This window comes from Chryseobacterium ginsenosidimutans, from assembly GCF_039536845.1.
In the GTDB taxonomy this organism is placed as follows: domain Bacteria; phylum Bacteroidota; class Bacteroidia; order Flavobacteriales; family Weeksellaceae; genus Chryseobacterium; species Chryseobacterium ginsenosidimutans_B.
The window spans coordinates 333066-358575 of the sequence record NZ_BAAAZJ010000009.1; the positions used below are offsets into that span (position 1 = coordinate 333066).

Annotated in this window: 27 protein-coding genes; 11 read left to right on the forward strand and 16 right to left on the reverse strand. The window is 32.5% G+C overall.

The window, feature by feature from the left end:
• Positions 1-72 precede the first annotated feature (72 nt).
• From ABD745_RS11610 to ABD745_RS11630, 5 genes are all read left to right on the forward strand, one after another.
• The gene (locus tag ABD745_RS11610; RefSeq protein WP_344829799.1) at positions 73-804 is read left to right on the forward strand and encodes a rhamnogalacturonan acetylesterase; all 732 of its coding nucleotides are present in this window, start codon (positions 73-75) and stop codon (positions 802-804) included.
• Positions 805-951: 147 nt separating this feature from the next.
• Complete coding sequence (locus ABD745_RS11615) at positions 952-1293, forward strand: cupin domain-containing protein (protein WP_344829802.1); 342 nt, start codon at positions 952-954, stop codon at positions 1291-1293.
• Between the two features lie 85 nt (positions 1294-1378).
• On the forward strand, positions 1379-2281 hold the full coding sequence (locus tag ABD745_RS11620) for an alpha/beta hydrolase (RefSeq protein WP_344829804.1): 903 nt from the start codon (positions 1379-1381) through the stop codon (positions 2279-2281).
• Between the two features lie 30 nt (positions 2282-2311).
• A complete protein-coding gene (locus ABD745_RS11625; protein ID WP_344829806.1) occupies positions 2312-4786 on the forward strand; it encodes a glycoside hydrolase family 95 protein in 2475 nt (824 codons plus the stop codon).
• Positions 4787-4963: 177 nt separating this feature from the next.
• Positions 4964-6082 (forward strand): pectate lyase family protein, encoded by a 1119-nt coding sequence (locus ABD745_RS11630; RefSeq protein ID WP_344829808.1) that lies wholly within the window; start codon positions 4964-4966, stop codon positions 6080-6082.
• 123 nt (positions 6083-6205) lie between these two features.
• On the opposite strand, the gene pelA is transcribed toward ABD745_RS11630, so the two are convergent.
• From pelA to ABD745_RS11685, 11 genes are all read right to left on the reverse strand, one after another.
• Positions 6206-7228: a pectate lyase gene (gene pelA / locus ABD745_RS11635; protein ID WP_344829810.1), complete on the reverse strand. Its 1023-nt coding sequence runs from the start codon at positions 7226-7228 to the stop codon at positions 6206-6208.
• Positions 7229-7238: 10 nt separating this feature from the next.
• Positions 7239-8423, reverse strand: coding sequence for a DUF4861 domain-containing protein (locus ABD745_RS11640; protein ID WP_344829812.1), 1185 nt, complete (start codon positions 8421-8423; stop codon positions 7239-7241).
• Positions 8424-8587: 164 nt separating this feature from the next.
• Positions 8588-9373, reverse strand: a complete 786-nt coding sequence (locus ABD745_RS11645) for a GLPGLI family protein (protein ID WP_344830068.1) — start codon at positions 9371-9373, stop codon at positions 8588-8590.
• 62 nt (positions 9374-9435) lie between these two features.
• Positions 9436-9645, reverse strand: a complete 210-nt coding sequence (locus tag ABD745_RS11650; RefSeq protein WP_344829815.1) for a hypothetical protein — start codon at positions 9643-9645, stop codon at positions 9436-9438.
• Positions 9646-9927: 282 nt separating this feature from the next.
• The gene (locus ABD745_RS11655) at positions 9928-10215 is read right to left on the reverse strand and encodes a 7(1) septoil knot domain-containing protein (RefSeq protein ID WP_344829818.1); all 288 of its coding nucleotides are present in this window, start codon (positions 10213-10215) and stop codon (positions 9928-9930) included.
• Positions 10216-10601: 386 nt separating this feature from the next.
• Positions 10602-13805, reverse strand: a complete 3204-nt coding sequence (locus ABD745_RS11660) for a VIT domain-containing protein (RefSeq protein ID WP_344829820.1) — start codon at positions 13803-13805, stop codon at positions 10602-10604.
• Between the two features lie 180 nt (positions 13806-13985).
• On the reverse strand, positions 13986-14750 hold the full coding sequence (gene map, locus ABD745_RS11665) for a type I methionyl aminopeptidase (RefSeq protein WP_344829824.1): 765 nt from the start codon (positions 14748-14750) through the stop codon (positions 13986-13988).
• Between the two features lie 202 nt (positions 14751-14952).
• Positions 14953-15378, reverse strand: a complete 426-nt coding sequence (locus tag ABD745_RS11670) for a hypothetical protein (protein ID WP_344829826.1) — start codon at positions 15376-15378, stop codon at positions 14953-14955.
• 59 nt (positions 15379-15437) lie between these two features.
• Positions 15438-15833 (reverse strand): hypothetical protein, encoded by a 396-nt coding sequence (locus ABD745_RS11675; RefSeq protein WP_344829829.1) that lies wholly within the window; start codon positions 15831-15833, stop codon positions 15438-15440.
• Between the two features lie 11 nt (positions 15834-15844).
• On the reverse strand, positions 15845-16354 hold the full coding sequence (locus ABD745_RS11680; protein ID WP_344829831.1) for an HAD domain-containing protein: 510 nt from the start codon (positions 16352-16354) through the stop codon (positions 15845-15847).
• On the reverse strand, positions 16351-16950 hold the full coding sequence (locus ABD745_RS11685; protein WP_344829833.1) for a hypothetical protein: 600 nt from the start codon (positions 16948-16950) through the stop codon (positions 16351-16353). Before ABD745_RS11685 ends, ABD745_RS11680 begins: the two co-directional genes overlap by 4 nt.
• A gap of 145 nt (positions 16951-17095) precedes the next feature.
• Between ABD745_RS11685 and ABD745_RS11690 the strand changes: the two genes are divergently transcribed.
• Positions 17096-17326, forward strand: a complete 231-nt coding sequence (locus ABD745_RS11690) for a helix-turn-helix domain-containing protein (RefSeq protein WP_344829835.1) — start codon at positions 17096-17098, stop codon at positions 17324-17326.
• Positions 17327-17470: 144 nt separating this feature from the next.
• On the opposite strand, the gene ABD745_RS11695 is transcribed toward ABD745_RS11690, so the two are convergent.
• Entirely contained in the window at positions 17471-17908 is a 438-nt protein-coding gene (locus ABD745_RS11695) for a JAB domain-containing protein (RefSeq protein WP_344829838.1), read from the reverse strand.
• Positions 17909-18086: 178 nt separating this feature from the next.
• Complete coding sequence (locus tag ABD745_RS11700; RefSeq protein WP_344829841.1) at positions 18087-18500, reverse strand: hypothetical protein; 414 nt, start codon at positions 18498-18500, stop codon at positions 18087-18089.
• A gap of 323 nt (positions 18501-18823) precedes the next feature.
• Between ABD745_RS11700 and ABD745_RS11705 the strand changes: the two genes are divergently transcribed.
• From ABD745_RS11705 to ABD745_RS11720, 4 genes are read left to right on the forward strand one after another with little or no spacing between them, the layout of a single operon-like run.
• Positions 18824-19372 carry a toll/interleukin-1 receptor domain-containing protein gene (locus tag ABD745_RS11705; protein WP_344829844.1) on the forward strand — a complete coding sequence of 183 codons (549 nt, stop codon included), beginning with the start codon at positions 18824-18826 and terminating at the stop codon, positions 19370-19372.
• Positions 19373-19386: 14 nt separating this feature from the next.
• The gene (locus tag ABD745_RS11710; RefSeq protein ID WP_344829846.1) at positions 19387-20157 is read left to right on the forward strand and encodes a TIR domain-containing protein; all 771 of its coding nucleotides are present in this window, start codon (positions 19387-19389) and stop codon (positions 20155-20157) included.
• A 17-nt stretch (positions 20158-20174) separates the two neighbouring features.
• Entirely contained in the window at positions 20175-21362 is a 1188-nt protein-coding gene (locus ABD745_RS11715) for a TIR domain-containing protein (RefSeq protein ID WP_344829848.1), read from the forward strand.
• 1 nt (position 21363) lies between these two features.
• Complete coding sequence (locus ABD745_RS11720) at positions 21364-22305, forward strand: hypothetical protein (protein ID WP_344829850.1); 942 nt, start codon at positions 21364-21366, stop codon at positions 22303-22305.
• Positions 22306-22439: 134 nt separating this feature from the next.
• Here the strand turns inward: ABD745_RS11720 and ABD745_RS11725 are convergent, their stop codons facing one another.
• The 3 genes from ABD745_RS11725 to ABD745_RS11735 all read right to left on the reverse strand — a co-directional run bounded on the left by ABD745_RS11725 (position 22440) and on the right by ABD745_RS11735 (position 23913).
• Positions 22440-22667, reverse strand: a complete 228-nt coding sequence (locus ABD745_RS11725) for a DUF3871 family protein (protein ID WP_344830070.1) — start codon at positions 22665-22667, stop codon at positions 22440-22442.
• 108 nt (positions 22668-22775) lie between these two features.
• Positions 22776-22994 carry a hypothetical protein gene (locus ABD745_RS11730; RefSeq protein ID WP_344829852.1) on the reverse strand — a complete coding sequence of 73 codons (219 nt, stop codon included), beginning with the start codon at positions 22992-22994 and terminating at the stop codon, positions 22776-22778.
• A complete protein-coding gene (locus ABD745_RS11735; protein WP_344829855.1) occupies positions 22978-23913 on the reverse strand; it encodes an AAA family ATPase in 936 nt (311 codons plus the stop codon). Before ABD745_RS11735 ends, ABD745_RS11730 begins: the two co-directional genes overlap by 17 nt.
• A gap of 160 nt (positions 23914-24073) precedes the next feature.
• On the opposite strand from ABD745_RS11735, the gene ABD745_RS11740 reads away from it, so the two are divergent.
• Entirely contained in the window at positions 24074-25510 is a 1437-nt protein-coding gene (locus ABD745_RS11740) for a ferritin family protein (protein WP_344829857.1), read from the forward strand.

A 25510-nucleotide genomic window follows, 5' to 3' on the forward strand; every position in this document is an offset into this window, starting at 1 on the left:
AGTTAGTATTAACGATGTCATGTTAAGGTTCTCGAAGCATCTTTATAAGTTTAATAAAAAATCAATTTAAAAATGAAAAAATTTCTTTTACTATTATCCGTTTTCATTTCAATAATAGCATTCGCACAAAAACAAACCTTATTCCTCATCGGCGACTCGACAATGGCGAATAAAGAAAATCCCGATAAAAACCCTGAACACGGTTGGGGACAGGTTCTTCCTAATTTTTTAACAGGAATTGAAATTCAGAATCATGCAATGAACGGCAGAAGTTCAAAAAGTTTCAGAACGGAAGGAAGATGGGATAAAGTTGAGAAACAGCTTAAAAAAGGTGATTTTGTGATCATCCAATTCGGTCATAATGATCAGAAGGTGAATGATTCCACAAAATTTACCAATCCTTATACTCAATACAGAGCCAATCTCGAAAGATATGTGAATGAAACCAGAGCAAAAGGCGCAACTCCGATTCTGATGACATCAATTGTAAGAAGAAATTTCAATGAAAAAGGCGTTTTGGTAGATACTCATAAAGAATATCCATTGGTCGTAAGAATGGTTGCCAATGATATGAAAGTTCCATTTGTAGATATGCAATTATTGACAGAACAGTTAGAAATTTCTTATGGTCCTGAAAATTCAAAAAAACTACATTTACATTATAAAGAAGGCGAAGATCCTTATTATCCAAAAGGAAAAGATGACGACACGCATTTGTCAACGCTTGGAGCAGAATCTGTTGCAAAATTGGCGTTGAAAGATTTGAAAAATTTGAAAATTGGTTTGGAGAAATATATTAAATAGTTTCTCACTCCTGAAAATTTAAAAGTCAGTTTGTCATTCAGAATGAAACGAAAGCGTAGTGAAGAATCCATTAAACAGATAGATTTCTCCTTCGTCTAAATGACAAATTGAGCGCAAAAAATTTAGTTAATAATTAAAAAACATATAATGAAATTCAAAAAAGAACCCTTCTTTGACGGTAATTCCGAATGGGAAGATTTAGGAGGTGGAGTATCCAGACAATTCGTTGGATACAATTCACAGGTAATGATGGTGATTGTAAGATTTGAAAAAGATGCAATTGGGGCTTTACATCAGCATTTTCATTCGCAGATCACGTATGTTACTTCAGGGAAATTTGAAGTTACAGTTGACGGTGAAGTTAAAATTTTACAACAAGGTGACGGATTTTTTGCGCAGCCTAATATTTTTCATGGCGTAAAATGTCTGGAAGCAGGGCAATTGATTGATGCTTTTACTCCGTTTAGAGAGGATTTTCTTAAAGATTAGTTTCTAAAAATTCAAACCTTCAAGGTTTTTGAAACCTTGAAGGTTTAGCAAACATACTTTTACTATAATCACAAATTAACAAGCAATGAAAAAAGCTGTTTTAATAGTATTAATTTCACTTTTCACTCAATTCTCAGCTCAGGAGAAAATCAACGTTTGGCCAAAAGGACAGATGCCGAATTCTAAAGGCTTACCATTGAAGACCGAAGAAAAAGAAGGACGAATTACACAAATTAAGGAAACCGAACTTTTCGCATTTTTACCTCCCAAAGAAGATAGAAAACATATGTCTGTTATCATTATTCCCGGTGGCGGATATTACAAACTTACCTACGATTTGAATGGTTTTCAAATTGCAAAATGGTTCAATACATTGGGAATTTCTGCGTTTGTTTTGAATTACAGATTACCGATTTCGCCCGATGTCAAGCAAAGAGAACTCGCTCCGTTACAGGATATTCAGGCAGCTATAAAATATCTTAGAAAAAATGCTGAGCAATATGGCATTTCACCCGATCAGGTCGGAGTTATAGGAACTTCTGCAGGTGGACATCTGGCTGCAATGGCTAGTAATATTTCTACAGATTATACAGAATTAAAAGGCGATTGGGAAAATATTCCTACCATTCCGAATTTTGCAATTTTGGTCTCTCCGGTTATTGATTTGGGCGAATTTGCACACGTCGGAAGTCGCAACAGTTTGCTTGGCGAAAATGCTTCACAGGAAAAGATAAGCGAATATTCTATGCAAAATCGAGTAACAGAAAAGACACCGCCCACGATTTTGATTCATGCACAAAATGATAAAACGGTTCCTGTAATGAACAGTATTTTGTATTATCAGGCAATGATAAAAAATAAAGTAAAAGGCTCCCTATTTATTTTTCCAGAAGGTGAACATAAAATCGGAATTATGAATAAAACCGAGCTCACGGACAACTGGAAAAAATTATGCTCAGACTGGTTGAAAACGATAAATAATAAGTAATTGGTGATAAGTAATTTTAAATATTAAATCATGCTGAAAACCATTCAACATAAAATCTTTTTATTGGCTTTTGGAGCGGTGATTTCAATCTCTGTTCAAGCACAACAGAATTTAAAACTGACTTACAACAAGCCCGCAGAAAACTGGAACGAAGCTCTACCCATCGGAAACGGAAGATTGGGAGCAATGGTTTTTGGCGGAGCTTCACAGGAACATCTTCAGCTTAACGAAGAAACAATCTGGGCTGGAGAACCGGGAAATAATGTTCCGAAAAATACATTCGACAGTATTCAGAAAATAAGAAGATTATTGAATGAAAGTAAATTCGAGGAAGCTCAAAATCTTTCCAACAAAACATATCCGAGAGCTGCACCGAAAGATCTGAATTACGGAATGCCTTATCAAACGATGGGCGATTTGTTTCTGGATTTTAAAGGTCATGAAAATTTTAAAAATTATACCCGAACTTTAGACATTGAAAAAGCTTTAAACACTGTTTCTTACGAAGTAAACGGAGTAACTTTCAAGCGTGAGATTTTCTCTTCTTTTGTAGATAATGTCATCGTAATTAAGTTATCTTCAAGTAAAAAAGGCAGTTTAAACTTTTCCATTAACGCTTCTACTCCACATTTGAAAAAATCAATTTTTACGGAGAAAAATCAATTGGTGATCACCGGAACGAGTGGCTCAGTTGATAACAAAATTGGGAAAATCAATTTCAAAACGGTTGCTGTTCCTGTTTTAAAAGGTGGAAAATTAACCTCAACTCAAGATCAACTTAATATTTCAGGAGCAGATGAAGTAGTTATCTATGTTTCAATTGCAACCAATTTCAAAAAATATAATGATATTTCAGGAAATCCGGATGCGAAAGTTTCGGAATACTTACAATCAGTTTTAAACAAAAAATACGATATTGAATTAAAAGCTCATATTGAAAAATATCAGAAATATTTCAAGCGTGTCAGTCTGGATTTAGGAACAACAGAACAGGCAAAGAAAACAACCGACGTCAGAATAAAAGAATTTGCCACTTCAAAAGATCCTGATCTGGTTGCTCTGTATTTCCAATTTGGTCGTTATCTTTTGATTTCCTCTTCACAACAGGGAACTCAGCCCGCCAATTTACAGGGAATCTGGAATTATCAGTTAAATCCGGCTTGGGACAGCAAATACACGGTCAATATCAATACAGAAATGAATTACTGGCCCGCCGAAAATACGAATCTGAGTGAAATGCACGAGCCTTTATTTGATATGATTCAGGATCTGTCGGTGACCGGACAGGAATCTGCCAAAGAAATGTATCACGCAAGAGGCTGGAATATGCACCACAACACAGATTTGTGGAGAATCACAGGCATTGTGGACGGTGGCTTCTACGGAATGTGGCCGATGGGCGGAGCGTGGCTTACACAGCATCTTTGGAATCATTATTTATACACCGGAGACAAAGAATTTTTGAAAAAATATTATCCAGCTTTAAAAGGTTCTGCTTTATTTTATTTAGACGTCCTTCAACAAGATCCTTCGAAAAAATATCTTGTAGTTTCCCCATCCATGTCCCCGGAAAATACTTATATGAACAGTGTAGGAATTACTGCCGGAACAACGATGGATAATCAATTGGTTTTTGATGTTTTTAATAATTTTATTAGTGCTTCGAAAGTTCTTAATGAGGATAAAAATCTTTCGGATGAAGTGAAAACCGTCTTAAATAAACTTCCGCCTATGCAAATCGGGCAACACGCTCAATTGCAGGAATGGCTGAAAGATATGGACAGAACCGATGATAAACACAGGCATATTTCGCATTTGTACGGGCTTTTTCCTTCGGGACAAATTTCGCCTTTCAGAAATCCTGACTTGTCGGAAGCTGCAAAAAATTCCATGACTTACAGAGGTGACAAATCTACCGGCTGGTCGATGGGATGGAAAGTTAATTGGTGGGCAAGATTATTGGATGGAAACCGGGCTTTTAAACTAATTTCAGACCAATTAACTCCTGCTCCTATGGAAACAAAAGGGCAATCTGGGGGAACGTATCCTAATCTTCTGGATGCGCATCCGCCTTTTCAGATTGATGGAAATTTTGGCTGTACATCAGGAATTGCAGAGATGCTGCTTCAAAGTTATGACGGTTATCTTTACATTTTACCTGCACTTCCCAACGCTTTACCGAATGGAAATATCAAAGGTTTAAAAGCAAGAGGTGGCTTTGAAATCGATATCGAATGGAAAAATTCTCAATTGACAAAATTGACCATCAAATCTACTTTAGGCGGAAACTGCAGAATCAGAATTGCGAAAAATATCAATCTAAAATCTAAGGCTCAATTAAAAAATTCAACTGGAGAAAATCCTAATGAATATTATCAGGTAAATGCAATTAAAATACCTTTAGTTTCTGAAAAAGCAGAATTAAAAGGTTTTCCAGTTCCTGAAACTCGGATGTTTGATTTTAATACGGAGAAAAATAAAACGTATGTTTTTGAAATAAAATAATTTTTCAATAAAAAAGTCAAACAACAAAAACAATTAATGATATATTAAAGTGTAATCGGTTGAATTAATATAATATTTAACATTATAATTATATAAATATTGATATATTAAAATATAAAACAATTAAGTATCAATTTTGTAATTTTATAATTCAATACATTACAAAATATATATACTATGAAATCAAAAATTAAAGCTGCCCTGTTTACGGCAGTTCTCAGTTCGTCTTTTGCATTAATTGGCTGCGGTCAGGAAGACATTAAAACGGACTTAACAGAAACCCCAAACGAATTTAATCTTAAAAGCGAACTCGTTGCCAATGCAGTGGTTCCTTTAGAAAACTGTACAGCTCCGGGATGGGCTTCCCAAAACGGTGGAACAACCGGCGGAGGAACCGCTGCCGAAACTACAGTAACGACGTATGTACAGTTAAAAGCTGCTATCGAAAACACGGCGGTAAAAGTCATTAAAGTGACAGGAACGATCACTATTACCACTCGTCTGTCACTTCAGGACCAAACAGGAAAAACACTTTACGGTACAAGCGGTGCAAAGTTGGTTTCTACGGATCAGACTGCAAGCGGATCAGGAATTATCAATATTAAAAGATGCAACAATATTGTTATCAGAAACCTGATTTTTGAAGGTCCGGGAGCTTATGATACAGATGGTTGGGACAATGCTATTTTAGATGACTGCAGAAATGTATGGATCGACCATTGTGAGTTCAGAGACGGTGTCGACGGGAATTTTGATATTAAAAACAAATCAGACTTCGTTACAGTTTCTTACACAAAGTTCCATTATCTAAAAGCTCCGAAACCCGGTGGTTCAGGAGGAACGGATGATCACAGATTCTCTAATCTGATCGGATCAAGCGACGGCGCAACTGCTGATGCAGGAAAACTGAATGTAACATTCGTTCGTTGCTGGTGGGCTCCGGGATGCAGAGAGCGTATGCCGAGAGTGAGATTTGGAAAAATCCATATTCTTAACAGCTATTTCAACAGTTCTGTAAGCAACAAATGCATTGCAGCAGGAGTTCAGGCGAATATCCGTGTCGATGGAAACGTATTTGAGAATGTAAAAGAGCCTATTAACCTGATGAGCGGTTACACAGCGGTTACGGTTACTTCCAACAATACATTTACCAATGTTACAGGAAACACAGCAGGAAGTGGTACAGCGTTCACTCCTCCTTATACGATCCCGACGCTTTCTTTATCTTCTGTAAAGTCTGATGTAACGGCAAATGCGGGAGCAACACTAACAGGAAATATCTGTAATTCATTATAATTTTATGAAACAAATTAAAACAAGAAAGACTGAGAAATTCTCAGTCTTTTTTCTTGCAGATACGTAGTTTCCTAATTTTTTTACTAAATATTTTCCTAACTTTTCCTACGAACCTGAAATTAACTATTGATCAGAAATTTTATTTTTTTCAAGCCATTTCGGGTATTCTTTATTAATCAGCTTATCGGCAAAATCACCAAACCAGCTATACCCATTTCTTCGCTCTTCGGAAACTTCGTTGTAATTGTACTTCACACTTCCATCACGGTCACCGAAAAGAGGTTTGTTATTATTAATATCATAAAATCTTGCCCATATCACAGAATTTTTATCTTCCGCCAATGTTCTGACAGCCTTTCCGTTTACTTTTGAAACATTATAACTGTAGCCTTCGATATCATTCTCTTTAAACCATTTTACAGCAGATTTTACAGATTTTTCAATTTCAGGAGTGGCAGGCTGTAACATTAAAAATCTTACGATTCCTACAGATTCTGCGGTTGCCAAAGAAATGGGTTCAAAAGCCCTTGCTTTATCAGGTTGAAGAGTAACTTCATTGTACTGATCTCCCCAAATTGAAGGAATTCCTTTTTGGAGAACCTGAGTTTTTAAAATGCATTCAATTCCTTTTTGGACAGCAATTTTTGATTTTTCTTTTAATTTTGAATCAACCACATTAAAATCATTTTTCCCTTCTGCCACATTATATAAAACCGTCAACGCATTAATCATAGCATTGTCGTTGTACGTAACCTGTTTTCTGTACAATCCTGTATTCGGATAATATTGCGGAAAACCACCATTTTTGTACTGCATCAAAAGAAGATAGCTGATTCCTTTTTCTGCAGACTTCAGATATTCCGGATTTTTTGTGGTTGAATATGCTTTTATTAAAGAATTAATTTCCTTTGAAGTCGCATTGTTATCGATCGTTGCGTGATCATCGCCGGTTTCTTTAATCTTTTTTAGCAGATTTTTATCTAAAGACAAATTGTAATTCACCACAGATTTATCATTCAACTGTTTTCCCCAACCTCCGTTCGGAAGCTGATAGATCAACATTTTTTCAGCCAAAGTATCTTTTACCTGAGCGGAAAGGTTAATGACAATTAACCCAAGAGCGATTGTATATATTTTTAATTTCATCCTTAAAAAATTATTTAACCCTTACTGTTAAAGGATTTGCAATGATCTGAGATTGTTTTTGTAAGATATTTTCCCAGTCTTTTTGCGTATTGATCTGTCCACTTTTTTGCCATGCAAATCCGGCATAATAAACCAATTTTTGCTGTGGTTTTGTAACAACTAATAAATTACTCTGATCGGGAATTTCAGACTTAAAAGCACTAGATTTTTCTACAATTTTTGGATCTACAACGACTCCTTCTCCTACAAAAGCGTCATCAATTTTTTCCCAATGAAGATAATATCCGTTTTTGTCGTTGAGTTTTGCTTCACCTTCATTTTTATGCAAAGTAATTCCTATTGTATAATTTGGAGCAGGTCTTTCTGATTCAAAACCGGATTCAAATTTTGAAAAGTTAGAACCCAGATCCAAAGAAATTCTTTTTGTTTCTTTTACTCCAAATTCACTCCACGGATTGTAGGTCAATTCGAAAACAGTTCTCAAAGGCCCTTCTGCAATGGTTTTAGAACTTACAAAATTCTGAGAAACCTGAAGTTTTTCATCCTTCCAAATTCCGATTCCTCCTGTTCCGCGGCTGTCTCCGACCTGATAAGGATCGTAACCTTCGCCTCTCGTATCTTTGTGATAATACATAGGATCCGTAAGATAACCTTTGTACCATTTATTGATTATCGATTGATCCGTTCTTTTCAGCCAGATATCAACTCCGCTTGAAAGTGTACTTCCTTTAACGCCTTCCAAAGCTTCCTTCTGCCCTTTCGGACCATAAACCCTGAATGCAATTTTATCATTTTCCCATGTATAATCATCCGCTCTTTCCGGAACTAATCTTGAATAGGTTGTTAATTTACTTTCAGGAACCGGAGTTTTTCCGTCTGCTACGATTGTAAAACTTTCAGAAGATTTCCCCGGAATGTTTACCTGAAAAAGTAATTCATCATTTTTTCCGTCTCCATTGAAATCGATCCATTGAATTGTAAGAAATTTTCCTTCGTTGTCTTTTATTCTAAGGTCTGTTTCTTTGTTATTATTCAAAAACGATTTTAATTGTGAAACAGGAACTGCAACCACTTCATTTCTAGAAAAATCCAAAGTATTTTTCACCTGTACCAATGATTGTGCAGATAAAAAACCTGCATTTACGCAACCGATTGCGCAAATTAATCCGATAAAGGAATTTTTAACTATGAACATAATTCTATTCAATAAGATAATTTTATCAAAAGTAGAAATAATTTTTTATTAATCACAAAAAATCCTCATCAATAATAAGGATTTAACAATACTTTTAGAGAAAAAAAAATTGAGTGTTAAAAAACTAATAAAGCCCTGCAAGTTTTGCAAGGCTTTATTAGTTATTACTCTATCTTTAATTCTATTGGGTTAAAGTTTTTTTCTGCTTCAGTAGCATTTCGTCTCATCCTTTCAATATCATCTTTGCTTTCAATAAATTGTTCATTCAATCTCATTTTACCGGCAAGTCTATTCTTAAAAATTTCAACTACTTTTTCCTTTGTTAATTTTTTAACATTGGTTGCATTATTAGCAGATTTGCAAGTATATTTTCTCTTTCTAAAAGTATAAAGTGTATAATGATAATCATCTTTAGTATCATACACTTCGGCAATTAGACCCGGTAAGCCATTAAATTTATAAGGTCCAAACTGGAAGGGAATATCAGGAGTAAACCAGGCAACCCATGTTCTGCCATATTTTGTAGTTTCTGCTTTCTGGCATTTATAACCTGCTACTGTTTTAAATTCATTTTTGATTTTCCAATTGGTATTATTCAATTCTTCATATTCATAAGCTACATAATTAATTTCAGCAGTAACATACATTTTAGCAGATGTTGTTCCAATATAATCCCGAAAATCTGTATTATACTTCATAGCTTCTTCAAGTGAATTTAGCTTCTTTTCTACTTCAAGTGAATCTGAAATATATTTATGTAAATCTTTAAAAAATGAAGATTTTTCATTGACAAGTAGCGCAAAAGTCGTTTCTTTTTTATAATTATTTGCATTAGACAGTTTATAATTTAGTTTATAATCTGCTTCATAGACTACATCAAATTTTTTCTGAGAAAAAACAATGGTTATAATAAATAAATGTAATATAAATAGTTTTTTTTCATTTTTAATTTTTCTTCAAATGTGAAAAATAGACCGCCAATTTTTATGGCGGCCATACAATTTTTAAACGATTAATGATAGTAGATATGAATAACTACAGCACCTGCGTTAGGACAATTTTCACTATTCACGTCACCAAGATAATCTGCCAATTGATTCAATGTCATGTGATCAGCAATAGTTTGACTAACTTGTACTACTTGTCCGCAAGAAGTCCTGAATTGAAATGCACTCGCTACACCCGCCACTAATAAAGCTCCTAATAAAAATGTTTTTTTCATAATCGAAATAATTTATTGGTTTAACATCACAAACCTATAAATTAAAAACCATAAAATTTGCTGTGAAAACCCAACAAATAATGTAGTACTTTCCCAACATTTAACCAAAACAACACACTCACATTCAAAAAATTAACCTACTTTATTATTTTTCAAAATAAATATAATTTAAAATCCATTTTTGGTTAAAAACTTTTTTAATTTATTATAAAAAAGCAAAAGTCTGCTCCAAAGAACAGACTCTTGTTTTATTTATAAGAATATAGACACAAATTTATTTTTCTAGTACATCAAATGCTTCTTAGCATTATTTCTCCAACCCGCCGAACTTGAATATTTCACAAAGAATATTTTCAGGTCTGCAGAACTTTCAGTTTCTACAAAATATATTTTTTTCTTTGCCTGACTGCTATATTTCGTAAAAAACCATTTTCCTTCATTTCCACCTGCCTGGCTGTCGTATTCTGCTTTATAAACTTTCAGATCTGCCTGACTTTCATATTGACAAACAAAAACTTTCACTTCGGCCTGACTCGAATACTGAGTTGAAAAAACTGTCTGAGCATTCATTTTTACCCCGAAAAACAATAATAATAGAATACATATTTGCCTCATAAGGTTCTGTATTAAAATAATTTTAATAAAAAGATACAAAAAATTATCCTTAAAAATAAAAAGCGTCCGCATTTCTGCAGACGCTCCAAACTCAATCTCCTTCATTATACATCGACCACTTCTAACTCACATTCACATTCAATTTTATTTATGTTTTTACCTCTTCTGTTAAAAAATCCCGCAGGTTTGCAGATGATGCAGATTTTTAATTAAATTGATTAAAAGTCTCAGATCATACGGTTTATAAGCTTAATTAAATACTCTACACTTGCTTTGCCTGCGAGAATAAAACCTGAACAAATTCCACAACCACAATCATCGGAATTGTAAAAGTTTTCTACCTAAAACTCAAACTCACCAATCAGAATTCCGTCGTCACTACCTCTTTCATTCTCTTTCTGATTTTGAAAAACCACTATTTTTCTTTCCTGTCTTCCTGTTGCATAATTGATATAAACTTCTGCCATAATCGCTGTCGGTCCTGCAATTCCGACCTGTCTTTCACCAAAGAAATTGGTCTGAATTTTATATTTTCCTTTGATGGCTTTTTTCAGTAAAAACTGCTCCGGACCGAAACCTCTTGTGAAATCATTACTCAATCTTCCTCCTATTTCAGTTGCCGGATGAGAATAATAACAACGTTCATTATTCGGATCTGTTACCCAAAGATCGATGTCTGTATCATCTTTGTTCCAGTTGATTACCACTCTGATGTTTACCGGAAGATCTGCAATGATCTTAGTATTGATCTTTTTCAGGTCTAATTTATTTCTGTAATTAGCAATCAATTGATTGATTTCCATAATGATTGTTTCTTCAATTCCGTCATCACGATCTGCCAATTCCTGAGTATAAGACTGCGTCAAAACTTTATACAAATTATCCAAAGCTCCCTGATATTGTTTATTATCTTCCAAAGCCAAAGCATAATCTCTATAACTTTGAGGATCAAAAGGTCGCCATTCCAATACTTTTTGAGTTACAAAAAGTTCTTTATCAAAAACCTCAGCCTGCTTTAATTTGTAAGCTAATAATTTATATAATTCCTCATTTTCAATATCAAGATCTGCAATAGAACTCAATACCTTTAACCCTAACTTTTTATCATTATATTTAAACAGCAACTGAGCAATATCAAAATAATACTGAGGTAAGCCTTCATAATCTTTTCTGTTTTTAAGATAGGTCTGATAAATCGTTTCTGCATTTTTAGCCTCATTGAAAAGCTTCATGTATTCTGCTTTAGAATTCATATCAATCACACTCATTCTTCCAGAATTTACGACCTCCGAAATATCCTGCGTTCTCACTGAATCTGTTTGTGTACTCCATCCAGAATTGACGGTTATTCCTGAAACTTTACCTTGCAAGGCCTGAACTGCATTATTTGAAGCAACAGAAGACATTCCTCTTACACTGATCTGTGGCTGTTCTCTTACAGGTTCAGAAGTGACACTCACAGATGCCGAAGTTTGTGCTTCTTTTCGAGAAACCTTGTTATAACCTACCATTACTACTTCTTCTATGTCATTAGAGCGACGATCAGCAATAGGTGATCCGGGTTTAGAAATTTCAACAGCTTCGTCAGACTGTGGACTTGAAATTGGCGCCACATCTGCAACCGCATTTGATGCAGGAGGTGTATAAACCGGCGAACTTACACTTTGGCGGGGAGCTGTTACTACAACTTCTTCAATCCTCATACTTCTTCCGGTTGTAGAGTCTATGTCGTAATAGTCTTGATTAGGTTCAGGATAACGTTTTGACTTTTCCTTTTGCTTATATTCTTTTTTCCACCATTCTTTTAAATTCTGCGTCATTTCTTCGGCGTCGCTCATCAGATCATTTACTCTTTCATCTTTTGCTGCCCTGTTATTTTTCACAATTTCATTAAACTGAGTTCTTAGTTCTGCAGGCGGAGTAATGTCGTAACGTACATAATCTTCAACATTTTCCAAGACCATTAAGCTCATATTATTGCTTACCAAACCGAATTGTTTGCTTACACTTTTGATATCATCCTTGTTTTGTTTTTCAAAAATTTCCAGTTCGTTCAGTTTCTTCTGAGCCCAGAATTTTGAGATTTCCCAATCTTTTATGGCTTGTTCATTAACATTTAAAGTAATAGTTTTTGTTTCTGTCACATCATTTCCGTACCCGAATTTTGCTTTGATTGTCGTTTGATTTCCTTTTAAAATACCCGTTAACACAAAATCCTGTGAAATTGTTTGGGTTAAAGAAGGATAAACCTCTGAAAGCGAAGCATTATTTTCAATTCCTAAAAATTTTAAAGGTTGGGATAATAACTTTTTCACTTCTTTTTTAGGATCATTTTCATTTAGGTTCAAAAATTCTCCGCCAGTTTTATTGCTGATGAATTTCAATTGATTAAAATTGACATTATTGGATGATGAAATGGTGTAAGTCGGTTTGCTCCACCCTAATTTCAATTCTCCGAAAGAAGATAGTCCGTCTGTAAAAAATAGAATTTCATCTTCTCTTATTGATTTCAATTGTCCGAAATCTGTTCCGCCATCATATGTTGTCTGAGATAAATATGATTTTAATTCGTCCCAGTTTCCTTCATTTATTTTAAAAGTTTTTCCTTCATCGAAAGTATTATTAATGAAATATGTTTTGACGGTCAGGTTTTTATTGGTCTTAAAATATTCTTCCAACAAGCTCCATTCTTTAGCCTGGTCTCGTTTTTTTCCGCTTAAAGAATTATCCCAGACAATCGCCAGTTTATTCGGAAGCTTTTTTGCTCTTTCATTAGGATTAATATTTAGATTTGCCAGAAAATAGGATGAATCACCGGAAGCTTTTTGAATTAAAACACTTTGGTTTTCATTATTTTGAGGAAAATTTATTTTTAAATTATTTCCGGGTTTATATTTTGTCTTGTGAGTTTCTGCAACCCAGATATTTCCGTTTTTAATAAAATCAAAACTTCCATCCGGTTTTTCTTCCAACTGCGGAGAATCTGTATTCTGGAAAACAGTTGTTTTGATATTGAATTCCGGAATTTCAGACGTATAATTTAACGGTAAAAAATATTGATAATTGGTTCCCGATTTTTTCAATTCATAATTATAAGTAATCTGGACCGTTCTTTCGCCGCCATTTGCATTGATCGGGTAGATCGTTGTACGAAAGTTGTTCCCTTCCACTTTTTCCAAAACTCCGGGATCAATGTTTCTTTTTTTGATCGTTTCGTAAACTTCTTTGGCTTTTTCTTTTTCTACCGGAACGGCATTTCGAAGTTTTCCGTTAATATCTAAAGCATAACCACTCGCATTTACTCCTTCGGGAAGCGGAAAAGTAAGTCGTCCTTCTCTTAAATGATTCGAATTATTCTTAAAAACCATGGTAACTACATTGGTGGAAATCCTTCCAGTGATCTTCGTCTCAATACTTAGTTTCTGAAGAACAACCTGATTGTTTTTTTCATATCCTCCTTTCCCATCTCCCGTTTCAATGGTCGGAATCTGCGCCAGACACAGAACAGGAAAAAATAAGAGTAATTTTATATATAAACTTTTCATAGATAATGTCATTTTAGTTTGTAACAGCTGTTTCTATTTATATAGATGCAGAAAGTTGGAAAAGGGTTGGAAAAATTTTATTTTTTTTTAATTAAAATGAAGAAAAGCTGATATAAGTGAAAAAATAAACCTTCCTATAAGGTATAGAAAGGTTTGAAAATTTTATATCAAATATAAATCTTAGTTTAATATCCCATTCATTTCTGTTAAAATAATTGGTTTTCCATCGGTTACGATAATTGTGTGTTCGTGTTGTGCCATATAACCACCTTTATTGCCAACCATTGTCCAGCCGTCTTTAAGCTCGATTGCAATATTTGATTCTGTAGAAATAAATGTTTCAATAGCAACAACAGAATTTTTCTTAAAACGTCTGTTATCGAAACGGTTTTTATAATTTAATAATTCATCAGGTTCCTCGTGCAAGCTTCTCCCAATACCATGACCACCGAGATTTTTAATTACTTTAAAACCTCTTTTTTTAGCTTCAGTTTCCATCAAAAAACCTATATTGGCTATTTTTACTCCTCCTTTTATATTATTGATCGCCTTTTCCAGAATATCTTTAGAAGCATCAACTAATTTCTGATGCTTATTAATATCTTTTCCAATGATAAAAGAACCTCCATTATCAGCCCAAAAACCATTGAGCTCTGCTGAAACATCGATATTAATTAAATCTCCTTCTTTCAAAACTCGTTGATCCGTCGGAATACCGTGACAAAATTCATTATCTACGCTGATGCACGTCCAACCTGGAAATCCATAAGTGAGGTAAGGAGCAGATTTTGCGCCGAAGTCAGAAAGAATTTTAGCTCCGTACTCATCAAGATCTTTAGTTGTCATACCAGGCTGAGCATAATTAATCATTTCTTTTAAGGTGTATGCAACGGCTTCACTTGCCTTCTGCATTCCGATTAATTCATGTTCATTTGTTATTGACATAATTCTTTTTTTTGATAACACAAAGTTAAGGAATTAACTTTTTTAATACGACAAAAGAAAAAGACACCTACAGAAATGTAAGTGTCTTTTGTAGTGGTCCCACCTGGGCTCGAACAAGTTTATATTTCATATTGATATTTAACATTTTACATATTAGTCTTTAATAAGTTATTCCTAAAAGGATGCCTTTTATATAAAACTACTAACATAATAGGAAATAACTATATGTAGCTAATATATCAGGATTTCCATAGATTATACTTACAGTACCTGATGAATAGTTAGACCATATTTCATGGTTTTTAACTTTGAAAACTTGAATTACTTTTTCATATTTATCAATCTCTGTTGAAACTCCATATGTTACTTCTAGGACATTTAAAATTTTATTGTAGTAACCTACATCTCTATCAAGAAAAGTCATTATCACAATACTTAGAATATCCCATTGAAATAAAAGTTCTATTCTATGAGGTGGAAAACCTAATAATGTCTTTGTCTGATTTCCTACATAAAGATAGCTTGTAAACAATTCATTTTCTTTTATCTTACTTGGTAAGAGTATTAAATCTAACTCCCATTTCTCATATTGTTTTCCAATTTTAAAAGGCAAATCTGTTTTGTTCATTAGAATTTACTTATTAAAAAACCACCTATTTAAGGTGGTTTACTTTACAATTAGGTTCATTATTTATATTTAATAATACTGACTACTTTAGAATAATAGGATTTGATTATTTCTACTACACCAATAATCTTTCCTCCTCTAAAGTAAATCTGATAACCTCTGTAACCATAAGTTTTAAATACTGTACTATCATAGTTTTCTGGACTTATATCAGGTTCTAGATTTACTATAAATGGTTCTTCAGTATCTTTAACATTACTTAGTTTTAGAGGATAGTTGCGAATATCCAATCCATTATCATGATGCACCATAGGAGGTTTACCAGAATCAAAGTAAATTTGAGTAGGTGTATTATAGATTTTTCCATCTACTTCATAATTATCTGAGTTAAAAGTAAACTGTGCTTTTACAATAAATGGAGTTATTAAGACTAAGATAAAAGTAATAAGTTTCATATTGTATTGGTTTAAGGTAATTCTTGTATAGGGATGGTGTAAGAGTTTAGGAACTCTATAATAACATCAGCATTTTGATCTGTTAATCCAACTACATCATTTATGTGGAAGAAGTGTTTCTCTTGAATATCAAGAATATCATCTTCATCATCTATGATTACATAGTTTTCTAAACCCCCTTTTAAAGTTCTGTGATAATCTCTAATCCATTTGAGAATTTCTAAACCTCTTGGAGCTATCTTATAAGTGTCTTTGTAATGTAGAGACTCTGTAAATCCTATTATTTCAGCTTTAATGCCAACCTCATTAAATAACATAGTTATTTCTTCTAAAGTCTTCAACATTCTCCAAGCTGAACTAATAACTATTTTAGCTCTTGTGCTTTCTACAATCTTGTTAAGAGCATTGGTATTATTACTGTCAAAATGAGAACTTTCTTTATGATGGGAATGCAGACTTTTATTTTTGTAATACTCAGCATTGTTTAATACCCCATCAACATCTAAAAAAATGACTTTCATTTCTTTTTCTTTTTAAGTTTAAATATCAAGAATAAGAATCCTATTACTACTAGGCTGATTAATCCCCATTTTAAATACTTCTTTCTTTCATATTCTTTCTGCATCTTTTGGAGATCTATATCATCAGGCATTGCATAAGGATTTAATCTATTTGCTTCTGCCATTTCTTCATACTCTTTTGGAAAGGTCTTTATGTTTTGCCCTCCACTTCCATATAGTCCTGTTGGATCTCTATACTGTTCAGTAGCATCTGTAGACTTATAATTATTAGCCTTTTCTTGTAGCTCATTCCATAGTTCCTCTTTAGATTTAGGTTTTTTAGATGATTTAGCTACTATAGAATTATCTCCAATTCTCAATATTCCATTGTAGTTTCTAAAGCTTTTTATTTTACCATTCTTAAAAGTAATAGTAGCAATACCAGTTTCTCCATATCTCCAAATTTCCTCTTCAACTGTATCATAAGACCCTACACTTGTTGGTTCTCCTTGTATATTCTTAACTTCTGATTTAGTTGAACCTATATTGATGTGTTGTGCATACAGAGTGCTTAAACTTGATAAAGCAAGTACAATTAATGGTAAAATCTTTCTCATTGTTTAGTTTATTTTAATTGGTAATTTATCTTTTAATATTATTGATACCTTACGGAAATCCATAAGTAGAAAAATTAATATTGTCATATATGGCATTTAACCGCAAACATAATAATCTTTTCTTGATTTGCCAAATATGTCAAGTATGGAAAAGTCAGAATTGTTAAAAAGTGTGGGTAAAAGAATACAGGAGATTAGAAATAGTAAAAGTCTAACCCAAGTTGAATTAGTAGGGAGAATTGAAGGAGAAATTGATACTACTAACATTTCAAGAATAGAAGCAGGAAGAACCAATCCAACAATATTTACCCTATACAGAATTGCAGAAGCATTGGAAATTAAACTTTCTGACTTAGTGGATATTGAGCTAGAGTAATAGATAATACACTATTACAAGTATGATTTAGCTATTATATATATATCTGGATTAATAGAGATTTAGAAAAATGGAAAGAATATAATAGCCATTTTATTTCATCTGCTCTTTCACCACTATGAAATACACATCATTGAGCTAGATTTATAATAATCCTTCATCAGCAAAGCTAAAGTAAGATTCCCTATTGATAATTAAATGGTCTAGTAGCTTAATTTCCAAAAAGTCACATCCCGTTTTTAATTTCTGTGTAATATCCATATCTGCCCTACTGGGTTTCAAGTTGGTACTGGGATGATTATGCACTAGGATGATGTGGGTTGCTACAGATTTTAAAGCAATGGACAAAACCAATCTTATATCTACTACAGTAGAAGAAATACCACCTTTTGAAAGGTTATAAAATCCTATTACTTTAAGAGCATTATTAAGAAATATAATCTTAACCTCTTCAAATATTTCAATTGTGTGTAAATTCCAACAGCTTAAAGATATGTCATAAGAAGATTTACTATGAGAGATTATAGTATCTATTATGTTAGGAGAATAAGAGATTTGTATTTCTGATACATGTTGTTTCATAAATAAAAAAGATTAGGTGTGGATTAATAAAAACTTTCACTTCTTTTATTCTATCTATAATAAGATGAAAAACTAAAGTGGAAGTATTTTAGTTGAGCTAGACTAGCGTAATAAAGATATTCCGTCCACTTTTTGTAACTACTATATATAAGCTTACCAAAACTGGACGGATTTAATTCTAATCTGCTAATACAGCTTCATGCTTCTCATTCTTAGAGAATGCTTGTATATCTGCTTCAAAGCTATCAGAACTAGTATTAACACTAGCATGTATTGTACTAGATGAAGCTATAGTTTCTTCTGGTGAATACACAAACCTATGGTTAAGTATAATTACTTCTCCGGTATCTTTAACAGTGTACTCATAGGGCTCACATTCTTGTTTAATGATACTACCCTGCATCTGAGTACCTATTAGAGCCTTACAAGTTTCATCATCAAATGTAGATGAAATAAAAGTTTTCTTTGCTGTGACATAATATTGATTGGTCTTTTGACTTAATACCATCTCAATACCTCCATGAACCTCTAAAAGGTTAAAGTTTGTACCATTTTCTCTTTGTCTTGTTTTGTAACCTACAATTCTTACCATTGTTTTAAGTTTTTGAGTTAAAGATTTACTCTTTCCTAAGAAATCTGTTCAGGTTAAACTATAGTTTAGAAAGAATTTATAGCTGCCTGAAATTTTATTTTCTATTAGGAAAGGTACAGGGGGTGCTCCCTCAAACATATGTGGGGGGCATTAGTTTTGAGGAGGAATGAGCTCTTGCGAAATGCAAAAAAAAATTAAGTTATTACGGATTCCCATAAAATAAAATTATTTATAGTTCCTAAATTAGATTTTCATTAAGAATTTCATCATTAAAAATGAATTATGTAAATTAGTAGCTAACTAAAAACTTATAACCAATTACAATGGCATTGAACAGATACTATTGGCCAACTAAATATGATTCAAGGGCTGATTTCCTGAGACAAGGAGTTAAATGTGTTTTCATTTCACATCAACAAAAGGATAAACAAGAAGCAAAAAAAATAGCAGATTACTTAATTAATGCGGGTATTAATGTTTATTATGATGAATATGATTCAGATTTAAAAGACAATCATCAATCTAATAATGCTAAAGGTGTTACTGATTCTATAAAAAGAGGTATTAATAATAGCTCACATATGTTAGTTTTAGTATCTCCTAATACTTTATATTCAACATGGGTACCTTTTGAAGTAGGATATGGATATGATAAAACAGACCTATGTGTACTATGTTTAAAAGGAATATCTAAGAGTTTACCAGAATATCTAAAAGCTGCAAAAATTGTCCGAGACATTTATGATTTAAATGGCTTAATTTCAAATGTTACTGCTATAAGTAAAGAAACTCTTATTAGAACTAAAAATATTTATGATTATAATGATTACCAAAACCCATTGAGTAATATAATGGATAGAATAATAACCTAAAATAAAAAATTAATATGTGGGGAGATTACTGTGTATCAAAGCTCTCAATGAATGGAGGTTTAATAGACACAATAGAATATTATGAAAACTTGGGAGAGAATATAAGTTCAACAAGTTATCAAGCAGATAGGTCTTGGATGGTAAAACAGATTAGGAATGGTAAATCTTTCTGCTCAATAAAAAAAAATATAGATGAAACATGGACAACTTTAGGATTATTCACATACAATGCTGAAAGGTTTGAATGGTACATTGTACCAGAACACAGTAAAAAAAGAAAAGTTTTCATAAGCTATTACCATTGGGATGACCAACCTTATAAAGAGGCTTTTAAAATCCTATTTGGTGATTTGATTACGCATAAGTCTGTAGAAGATGGTGATATTGATTCTCAAAATTCTGATGGATATATTAAACAACTTATACATAAAGGCTATCTAAATGATACTACAGTTTTAATTGTTCTGGTTGGTCCAAACACGAAACATAGAAAACATGTAGACTGGGAAATTTCTGGTGCTTTAGATTATAGAGTAGGAGACAAATATGCTGGTATTCTAGCTTTAAAACTTCCTGAACATTCAGACTTTGGAACAGGAAAACATACTTCATCCTTATTGCCAGCTAGATTGGCTGATAATATAAAATCAAGCTATGCAATTATCCGGGATTGGACAACTGATAGAATAAAACTACAAAAGTATATTGAGCTAGCTTTTTCAAATCGAGATTTTGATGATAGGATTGATAACTCAAGAATACAAATGCAAGAAAATACAAACTAAAAAACTAATTAATAACAATGAAATATCCATTAAATATAAATGTTGTTTGGCATCCTGATTCTGAAATAGGACAAGAGATAGCAGAATATATCTATAGTACATTTTGTAGAGATTATAAAAGACCTCTTTCAAGAGGTATAGGTATACCTGTTTACTTTAGATATTTTAAAGATAAAGATGGTAAACCTCTTGAGATTGATTGTTCAAAATCTGAAAAAACAGCAATTATTCTTTTAATAGATGAGGAATACTTTATGGATGATAATCTTAGGCGTTATACTTCAGATCTTTTAAAACTTGTTAATAATGATGTAAGAATTTTCCCTATATCTTTATTTGATAAAGCTTATAGTATTAATCCAGAATTAGGGAAACTTCAATTTATAAATGCTCAAAGGTTTCTTAATCAAAAATTAGATTTTACTAATGATTTTGATTTTACTAAAGCGCTAACAAAGATTAAATCTGAATTGCTTCATGATTGTGCTAGACTTTTAATGGATTTTCATCCAGCGTACAAAGACAAAGAGAAACACAGGATTAATTCACCGGTTAAGCTATTCTTAAGTCATGCAAAGAATGATGGAGAAAAAATAACAATCTCTTTCAAACAGTTTATAGAGAACAGTCTTAAATTAGATGTATTCTTTGATACTGTTGATGTTGCAGATGGATACGGATTTGCTGAACAATTTGAAACAGAAATAAAACACTCTGCACTAGTTGTATTTCATACAGACGAATATTCTGACAGAGAATGGTGCCGTAGAGAGGTTATAATAGCAAAAAGACATAAATCACCTATTGTAGTAGCACATAAAATAAAAGATGGAGAAAAAAGAGCCTTTCCATACTTAGGTAATATGCCAACTTCTGTAATTCATAATAATAGTAAGGAAGAAGAAGAGCTAAGTTTTATAAGAATTGTAATTCTTACATTAACACAAGTTTTAAATAATCTTTACCAGCTAAGACTACTAAATAACTATATAGAACTTTACAATGATAACAACATAGAAGTTAAAGCAATAAGTTCTCCTCCTGAATTATTTAACTTTTTAGATATTAGAAAGCATACAGAGAAGCCTAATGCAAAACCCCTTATTATTCTCTACCCAGATCCACCATTAGGAATAGAAGAAGTCAATATTTTAAATGAATTAGACCCTGAAGTAAAATTCTTAACCCCTGTAAATCTTAGCTAATATGTCAAATGAAATAAATATTTCTGGTATTGATTCAACATTAGTTGATGAATCACAAAACCTCGCACAAACAAATACCTCTTCTCCTCAGTTACTTAAAAATAAAAAGATTGCAATTTCAGTTTCAGTAAATGAAGATTTATGTAAATTAGGCTTCTCTGAGCAGCATTTAAATGACATCTCTTTAGAAATTGCGCGATATGTTCTAATTAATGATGGAATTGCCATGTATTGTGGAGATTTAAGAGAAGGAGGATTTACAAAATACTTCACCGACTTATCAAATCAATACAAAAAGCCAGATGATGAAGTTTATAGATTTAAAAACTACTTTGCTTACCCATACAAAAAGAATCTAACAAGAAATGTATTAATTGATTTTAAATCAAAAAAGATAGATGTAGTTATTATGCCTCCCCCTAGCAATATTACTTATGATGATGAAAAAAAATATGATGTTAATAATATAGTTGAGGATAGATATACATATTGTGAATGCTTTAGAGAAATGAGAGAGAAAGTATCTAAAGAAAGTGATGCTAGAATAGTAATTGGAGGAAAAGTAGAAAACTACTTAGGATATGTCCCTGGAATTCTAGAAGAAGCACTATACTCTCTTATAGAAAACAAACCTGTTTATATCATTGGAGGTTTTGGTGGTGCTGCTAAAGAAATAGTTAACATATTAGAAGGTAAAGAAGCAAAAGAATTCAGGAATGATAAACAGTACTCTAATGACTTTTTAATACAATTTAAAAACTACATATCAGATAAGTATCCTTTTTACGACTATGATACATTACTTGACAGATTAAAAAGTTTTACTATTCATGAAATATCAGCCAATAACAAATTATCTATTGAAGAAAACGTAAAGCTATTTCACAGTACAAACATTCATGAGATTACTTACTATTTAATTAAAGGGTTAAAAAAGCTATAATCTAAAAATCAACAAACTATATCTACAATATGTGATACAACTATTCTAAATCTAAGTTTAGAGAAGATGTATTAAATAATTTTTATTATTAAACTATTTATCCACCCTAAAGAATATAGGGTGGATAAATACAACTAACTCAAAAACCAATGGTACTTACTATCACCATTGAGTGCCTTTTGGATGCCCTGAGTAAAATCAAAAGCATCTAAATTCCTGTCAAGAAAGGTGTCTATATAACTACTCTTGTTAGCTTTGGTAAAGAGATTGTAAATATTCCAGAGATTATCCTTAGAAAATACAGAAATAATACAATCATTCTGTAAGTGATGTAAAGTAACTTCTGATGTATTGGCTAGTATAAAATGACTAGGCTAATATCTTCACATTTAGCTAAAACAGCAGAAGTTTGAAATGTAGCCTGTACTTTAGAACTAGGCATTAAAGAAGCCTGAACTACATTTAAAATTTCAGACTTGTGCTTGATTTAATTCTGGTTGTTCAGGAATATTAAGATCATTCATTTTACATGGAAAGAACACCTCAGCATCATCAAGAAACACATCTCTTATAGATTTCCTATATACATTTCTTAACTCTGCACTATCTTTCCCTAATATGTTAGTAGAATTGGAAATATCAAATGCTTCTTCCAAAGTAGCAGGCTTAATTTTATTTCTGATGTCCATTTCTACTGAATTGATTATTTGGGTTAATAATATGAATTAATATTGTTTTTCTAGCTTCAAAATCAGGCTTTAGGGAGATATGATATTGAGGAAATTGCTTATACAAGGCTAAAAGTTCAGCTATAGAATTACTATCCTGAATAGCATTATAGACTTCTTCTTCTGTAGCTTCAAACTGTTGGGATTGTTGAGGTATCTCTATAGGAGTATCTCTAATTGCAGAGCTATTGTCAGACTTTATACCTGAATTACACCATTCTAAGATTAATCTTCCAGTTTCAGGTGTAATCTTAAACTCAGGCTTATTCATAAACAATCCTGTTCTATCCTTTGAAGCTTTAACCAGATGATTCTCATTCATAAGTTCAAAGTTGATAGTTAGTTCATACTCAAATCCATCTCTTGTTATTTCCTTAGTTCCATGCTTTACTACCTGAGTTCTGCCATTAAGTCCTATGTCAAGAGAATAGTCTATCTTTCTTCTAGTTGTAGTAATTATATGACAATTTGACTGTAATATTTTATTAATAAAAGCCTGATGTCTTGGACTCACATTTGCCCAATCTTGGAACCTACCTCCTAATTGCTCGTGAATTTGCAAGCACCCACCAGTACCACTCCACTCATGGCTTGCTGAATCAATGATTACAACTGAAATATTGGATTTTTCACATAATTCAATAGCCTGAATATATCTTTCAGGGCTATAAGGAGCTTGTAAGTCCAATACATTGTAATTTCCTAAGTCTGAATACAGCGAAGAAGAGGAATTCTCTGTATCTATAACAGCTATTTTACTCCAATCCTGTGTCATGCCATAGGCTAATAACAAAGCAGAATAGGTTTTTCCAAATCCACTTGCGCCAGAAAGCCCTAGCCTAAGCTTCACTTGTTGTTTTTGTGATTGTTTTAATTGCATAATCATGTTTTTTAAGTTTTGGAATGAATATTGAGATACCAAAACAATTAATATTATTAAATTTTATGATATATTAAAATGCCACTTGCTTTATAAAAAGCACCCTATAGATTAGAATCTAAGGGAAAGCACCTGCTTCTCTGAAACAGAAGTAAGGGTAATGGCAAAAATTGCTACTACAGTGAGTTCTATATCCAAGACTCACTCTAATCAAATAAGCAGTACAAGTCAGGATATAGGACTTGCCCAAAGAGGAAACTGCAATAAAAGAAGCTCTTTAACATTATTTATACCAAAGAATATTGATATTGACAGAGTTCTAAAGGATAATCCTCCAGCTTTTAGTTATCAAAGAGATTGTTTTGTATACATTTTACATATTATAACTTCAATTCCTTCTGGAAATTGGGATTTAATAGATGACGAAGGTTATACAAATGTGAATAAACAGATCTTACAGAGGAGAATTCATGAATACAAATCTTACTTGAAATATCTAGTGTCAGTAGGTGTAATTGAAGAAGGTAGCTTTTATATTCCTACTGTAAAGTCTAGAGGTATTAGAATTTGTTCATATTATCAATCAGAACTTGTACCCATTGAGATTACTAAACCTACTTTGATTAAAAGTATTACTAAGTCTCATAGCAAAGTACATGTTAAAAAGACAGAGGATGCTCAATTTCTTAGAAAGTGGTTTAATCCTAAAATTGAGGTTGATTTAGAAGGTGCACAAGCTTTTTTGATGAATTTAAAGAGCCAAGAAGAAGCAGAAGGAAATATTCATGCTCAACAAGCATATAATTCAAGGATATTGCCTCTTTTGCAACTAGCTAAAGGAGAATACTCATTTGCTGTAGATAATACAGGTTTTAGACTTCATACAAATCTAACAAGAACAATGAAGGACTTAAGAAAATTCATCAAATATGATGGACAAAATCTTCATTCAATTGACATAGTAAATTCACAGCCTTTTCTAGCAAGACCACTTCTTAATGAAGGTTACTTTCAGAGAAACAAAATTTCAGATAAGATAGTCAATCCAAGACTAACATCTCAACATGACTTCCCTATTATGTTAGTAGAAAACATTACAAAGGTTAAAAACCAAAGTGATGTTAAAAATTACATAAATGTCGTGACACAAGGAAGGTTTTATGAGCAGTTTGCTGAAATCTTAATAGAGAATAGTTTATTTGAAGGTGATATTGAGGACAGCTTAATTAGAAAGAAAGTAAAAGAAATAACATTTGCTTCTTTATATAGTCCTAATACTGCAATAGGTTATAGTGCTGAAGTCAAGATTTTTGCAGATGTATTTCCTGGAGTTTATAGTATGATTAAAATAATTAAGACAGGACATGGAGAACATTCAGCTTATTCAATATTATTACAAAGACTAGAAGCAGAGTTAATTCTTGACAAGGTCTGTAAAAGAATTAATAAAGTATATCCTAAAATTCCAATTTTTACTATTCATGATTCTATTGTAACTACAGAAGAATACATTCCTGTTGTTACCAACTTCATGAGAAAGATAATGAAAATTAATATTGGAGCTTCTCCTGTCTTAAAAATTGAAGAATGGGTATGA

What these genes read in the sequence shown, in the direction of transcription:
- ABD745_RS11610 (WP_344829799.1), top strand. Translation starts at nt 73, where the DNA reads ATGAAAAAATTTCTTTTACTATTATCCGTTTTCATTTCAATAATAGCA.
- ABD745_RS11615 (WP_344829802.1), top strand. Translation starts at nt 952, where the DNA reads ATGAAATTCAAAAAAGAACCCTTCTTTGACGGTAATTCCGAATGGGAA.
- ABD745_RS11620 (WP_344829804.1), top strand. Translation starts at nt 1,379, where the DNA reads ATGAAAAAAGCTGTTTTAATAGTATTAATTTCACTTTTCACTCAATTC.
- ABD745_RS11625 (WP_344829806.1), top strand. Translation starts at nt 2,312, where the DNA reads ATGCTGAAAACCATTCAACATAAAATCTTTTTATTGGCTTTTGGAGCG.
- ABD745_RS11630 (WP_344829808.1), top strand. Translation starts at nt 4,964, where the DNA reads ATGAAATCAAAAATTAAAGCTGCCCTGTTTACGGCAGTTCTCAGTTCG.
- pelA (WP_344829810.1), bottom strand. Translation starts at nt 7,228, where the DNA reads ATGAAATTAAAAATATATACAATCGCTCTTGGGTTAATTGTCATTAAC.
- ABD745_RS11640 (WP_344829812.1), bottom strand. Translation starts at nt 8,423, where the DNA reads ATGTTCATAGTTAAAAATTCCTTTATCGGATTAATTTGCGCAATCGGT.
- ABD745_RS11650 (WP_344829815.1), bottom strand. Translation starts at nt 9,645, where the DNA reads ATGAAAAAAACATTTTTATTAGGAGCTTTATTAGTGGCGGGTGTAGCG.
- ABD745_RS11655 (WP_344829818.1), bottom strand. Translation starts at nt 10,215, where the DNA reads ATGAATGCTCAGACAGTTTTTTCAACTCAGTATTCGAGTCAGGCCGAA.
- ABD745_RS11660 (WP_344829820.1), bottom strand. Translation starts at nt 13,805, where the DNA reads ATGAAAAGTTTATATATAAAATTACTCTTATTTTTTCCTGTTCTGTGT.
- map (WP_344829824.1), bottom strand. Translation starts at nt 14,750, where the DNA reads ATGTCAATAACAAATGAACATGAATTAATCGGAATGCAGAAGGCAAGT.
- ABD745_RS11670 (WP_344829826.1), bottom strand. Translation starts at nt 15,378, where the DNA reads ATGAACAAAACAGATTTGCCTTTTAAAATTGGAAAACAATATGAGAAA.
- ABD745_RS11675 (WP_344829829.1), bottom strand. Translation starts at nt 15,833, where the DNA reads ATGAAACTTATTACTTTTATCTTAGTCTTAATAACTCCATTTATTGTA.
- ABD745_RS11680 (WP_344829831.1), bottom strand. Translation starts at nt 16,354, where the DNA reads ATGAAAGTCATTTTTTTAGATGTTGATGGGGTATTAAACAATGCTGAG.
- ABD745_RS11685 (WP_344829833.1), bottom strand. Translation starts at nt 16,950, where the DNA reads ATGAGAAAGATTTTACCATTAATTGTACTTGCTTTATCAAGTTTAAGC.
- ABD745_RS11690 (WP_344829835.1), top strand. Translation starts at nt 17,096, where the DNA reads ATGGAAAAGTCAGAATTGTTAAAAAGTGTGGGTAAAAGAATACAGGAG.
- ABD745_RS11695 (WP_344829838.1), bottom strand. Translation starts at nt 17,908, where the DNA reads ATGAAACAACATGTATCAGAAATACAAATCTCTTATTCTCCTAACATA.
- ABD745_RS11700 (WP_344829841.1), bottom strand. Translation starts at nt 18,500, where the DNA reads ATGGTAAGAATTGTAGGTTACAAAACAAGACAAAGAGAAAATGGTACA.
- ABD745_RS11705 (WP_344829844.1), top strand. Translation starts at nt 18,824, where the DNA reads ATGGCATTGAACAGATACTATTGGCCAACTAAATATGATTCAAGGGCT.
- ABD745_RS11710 (WP_344829846.1), top strand. Translation starts at nt 19,387, where the DNA reads ATGTGGGGAGATTACTGTGTATCAAAGCTCTCAATGAATGGAGGTTTA.
- ABD745_RS11715 (WP_344829848.1), top strand. Translation starts at nt 20,175, where the DNA reads ATGAAATATCCATTAAATATAAATGTTGTTTGGCATCCTGATTCTGAA.
- ABD745_RS11720 (WP_344829850.1), top strand. Translation starts at nt 21,364, where the DNA reads ATGTCAAATGAAATAAATATTTCTGGTATTGATTCAACATTAGTTGAT.
- ABD745_RS11730 (WP_344829852.1), bottom strand. Translation starts at nt 22,994, where the DNA reads ATGGACATCAGAAATAAAATTAAGCCTGCTACTTTGGAAGAAGCATTT.
- ABD745_RS11735 (WP_344829855.1), bottom strand. Translation starts at nt 23,913, where the DNA reads ATGCAATTAAAACAATCACAAAAACAACAAGTGAAGCTTAGGCTAGGG.
- ABD745_RS11740 (WP_344829857.1), top strand. Translation starts at nt 24,074, where the DNA reads ATGGCAAAAATTGCTACTACAGTGAGTTCTATATCCAAGACTCACTCT.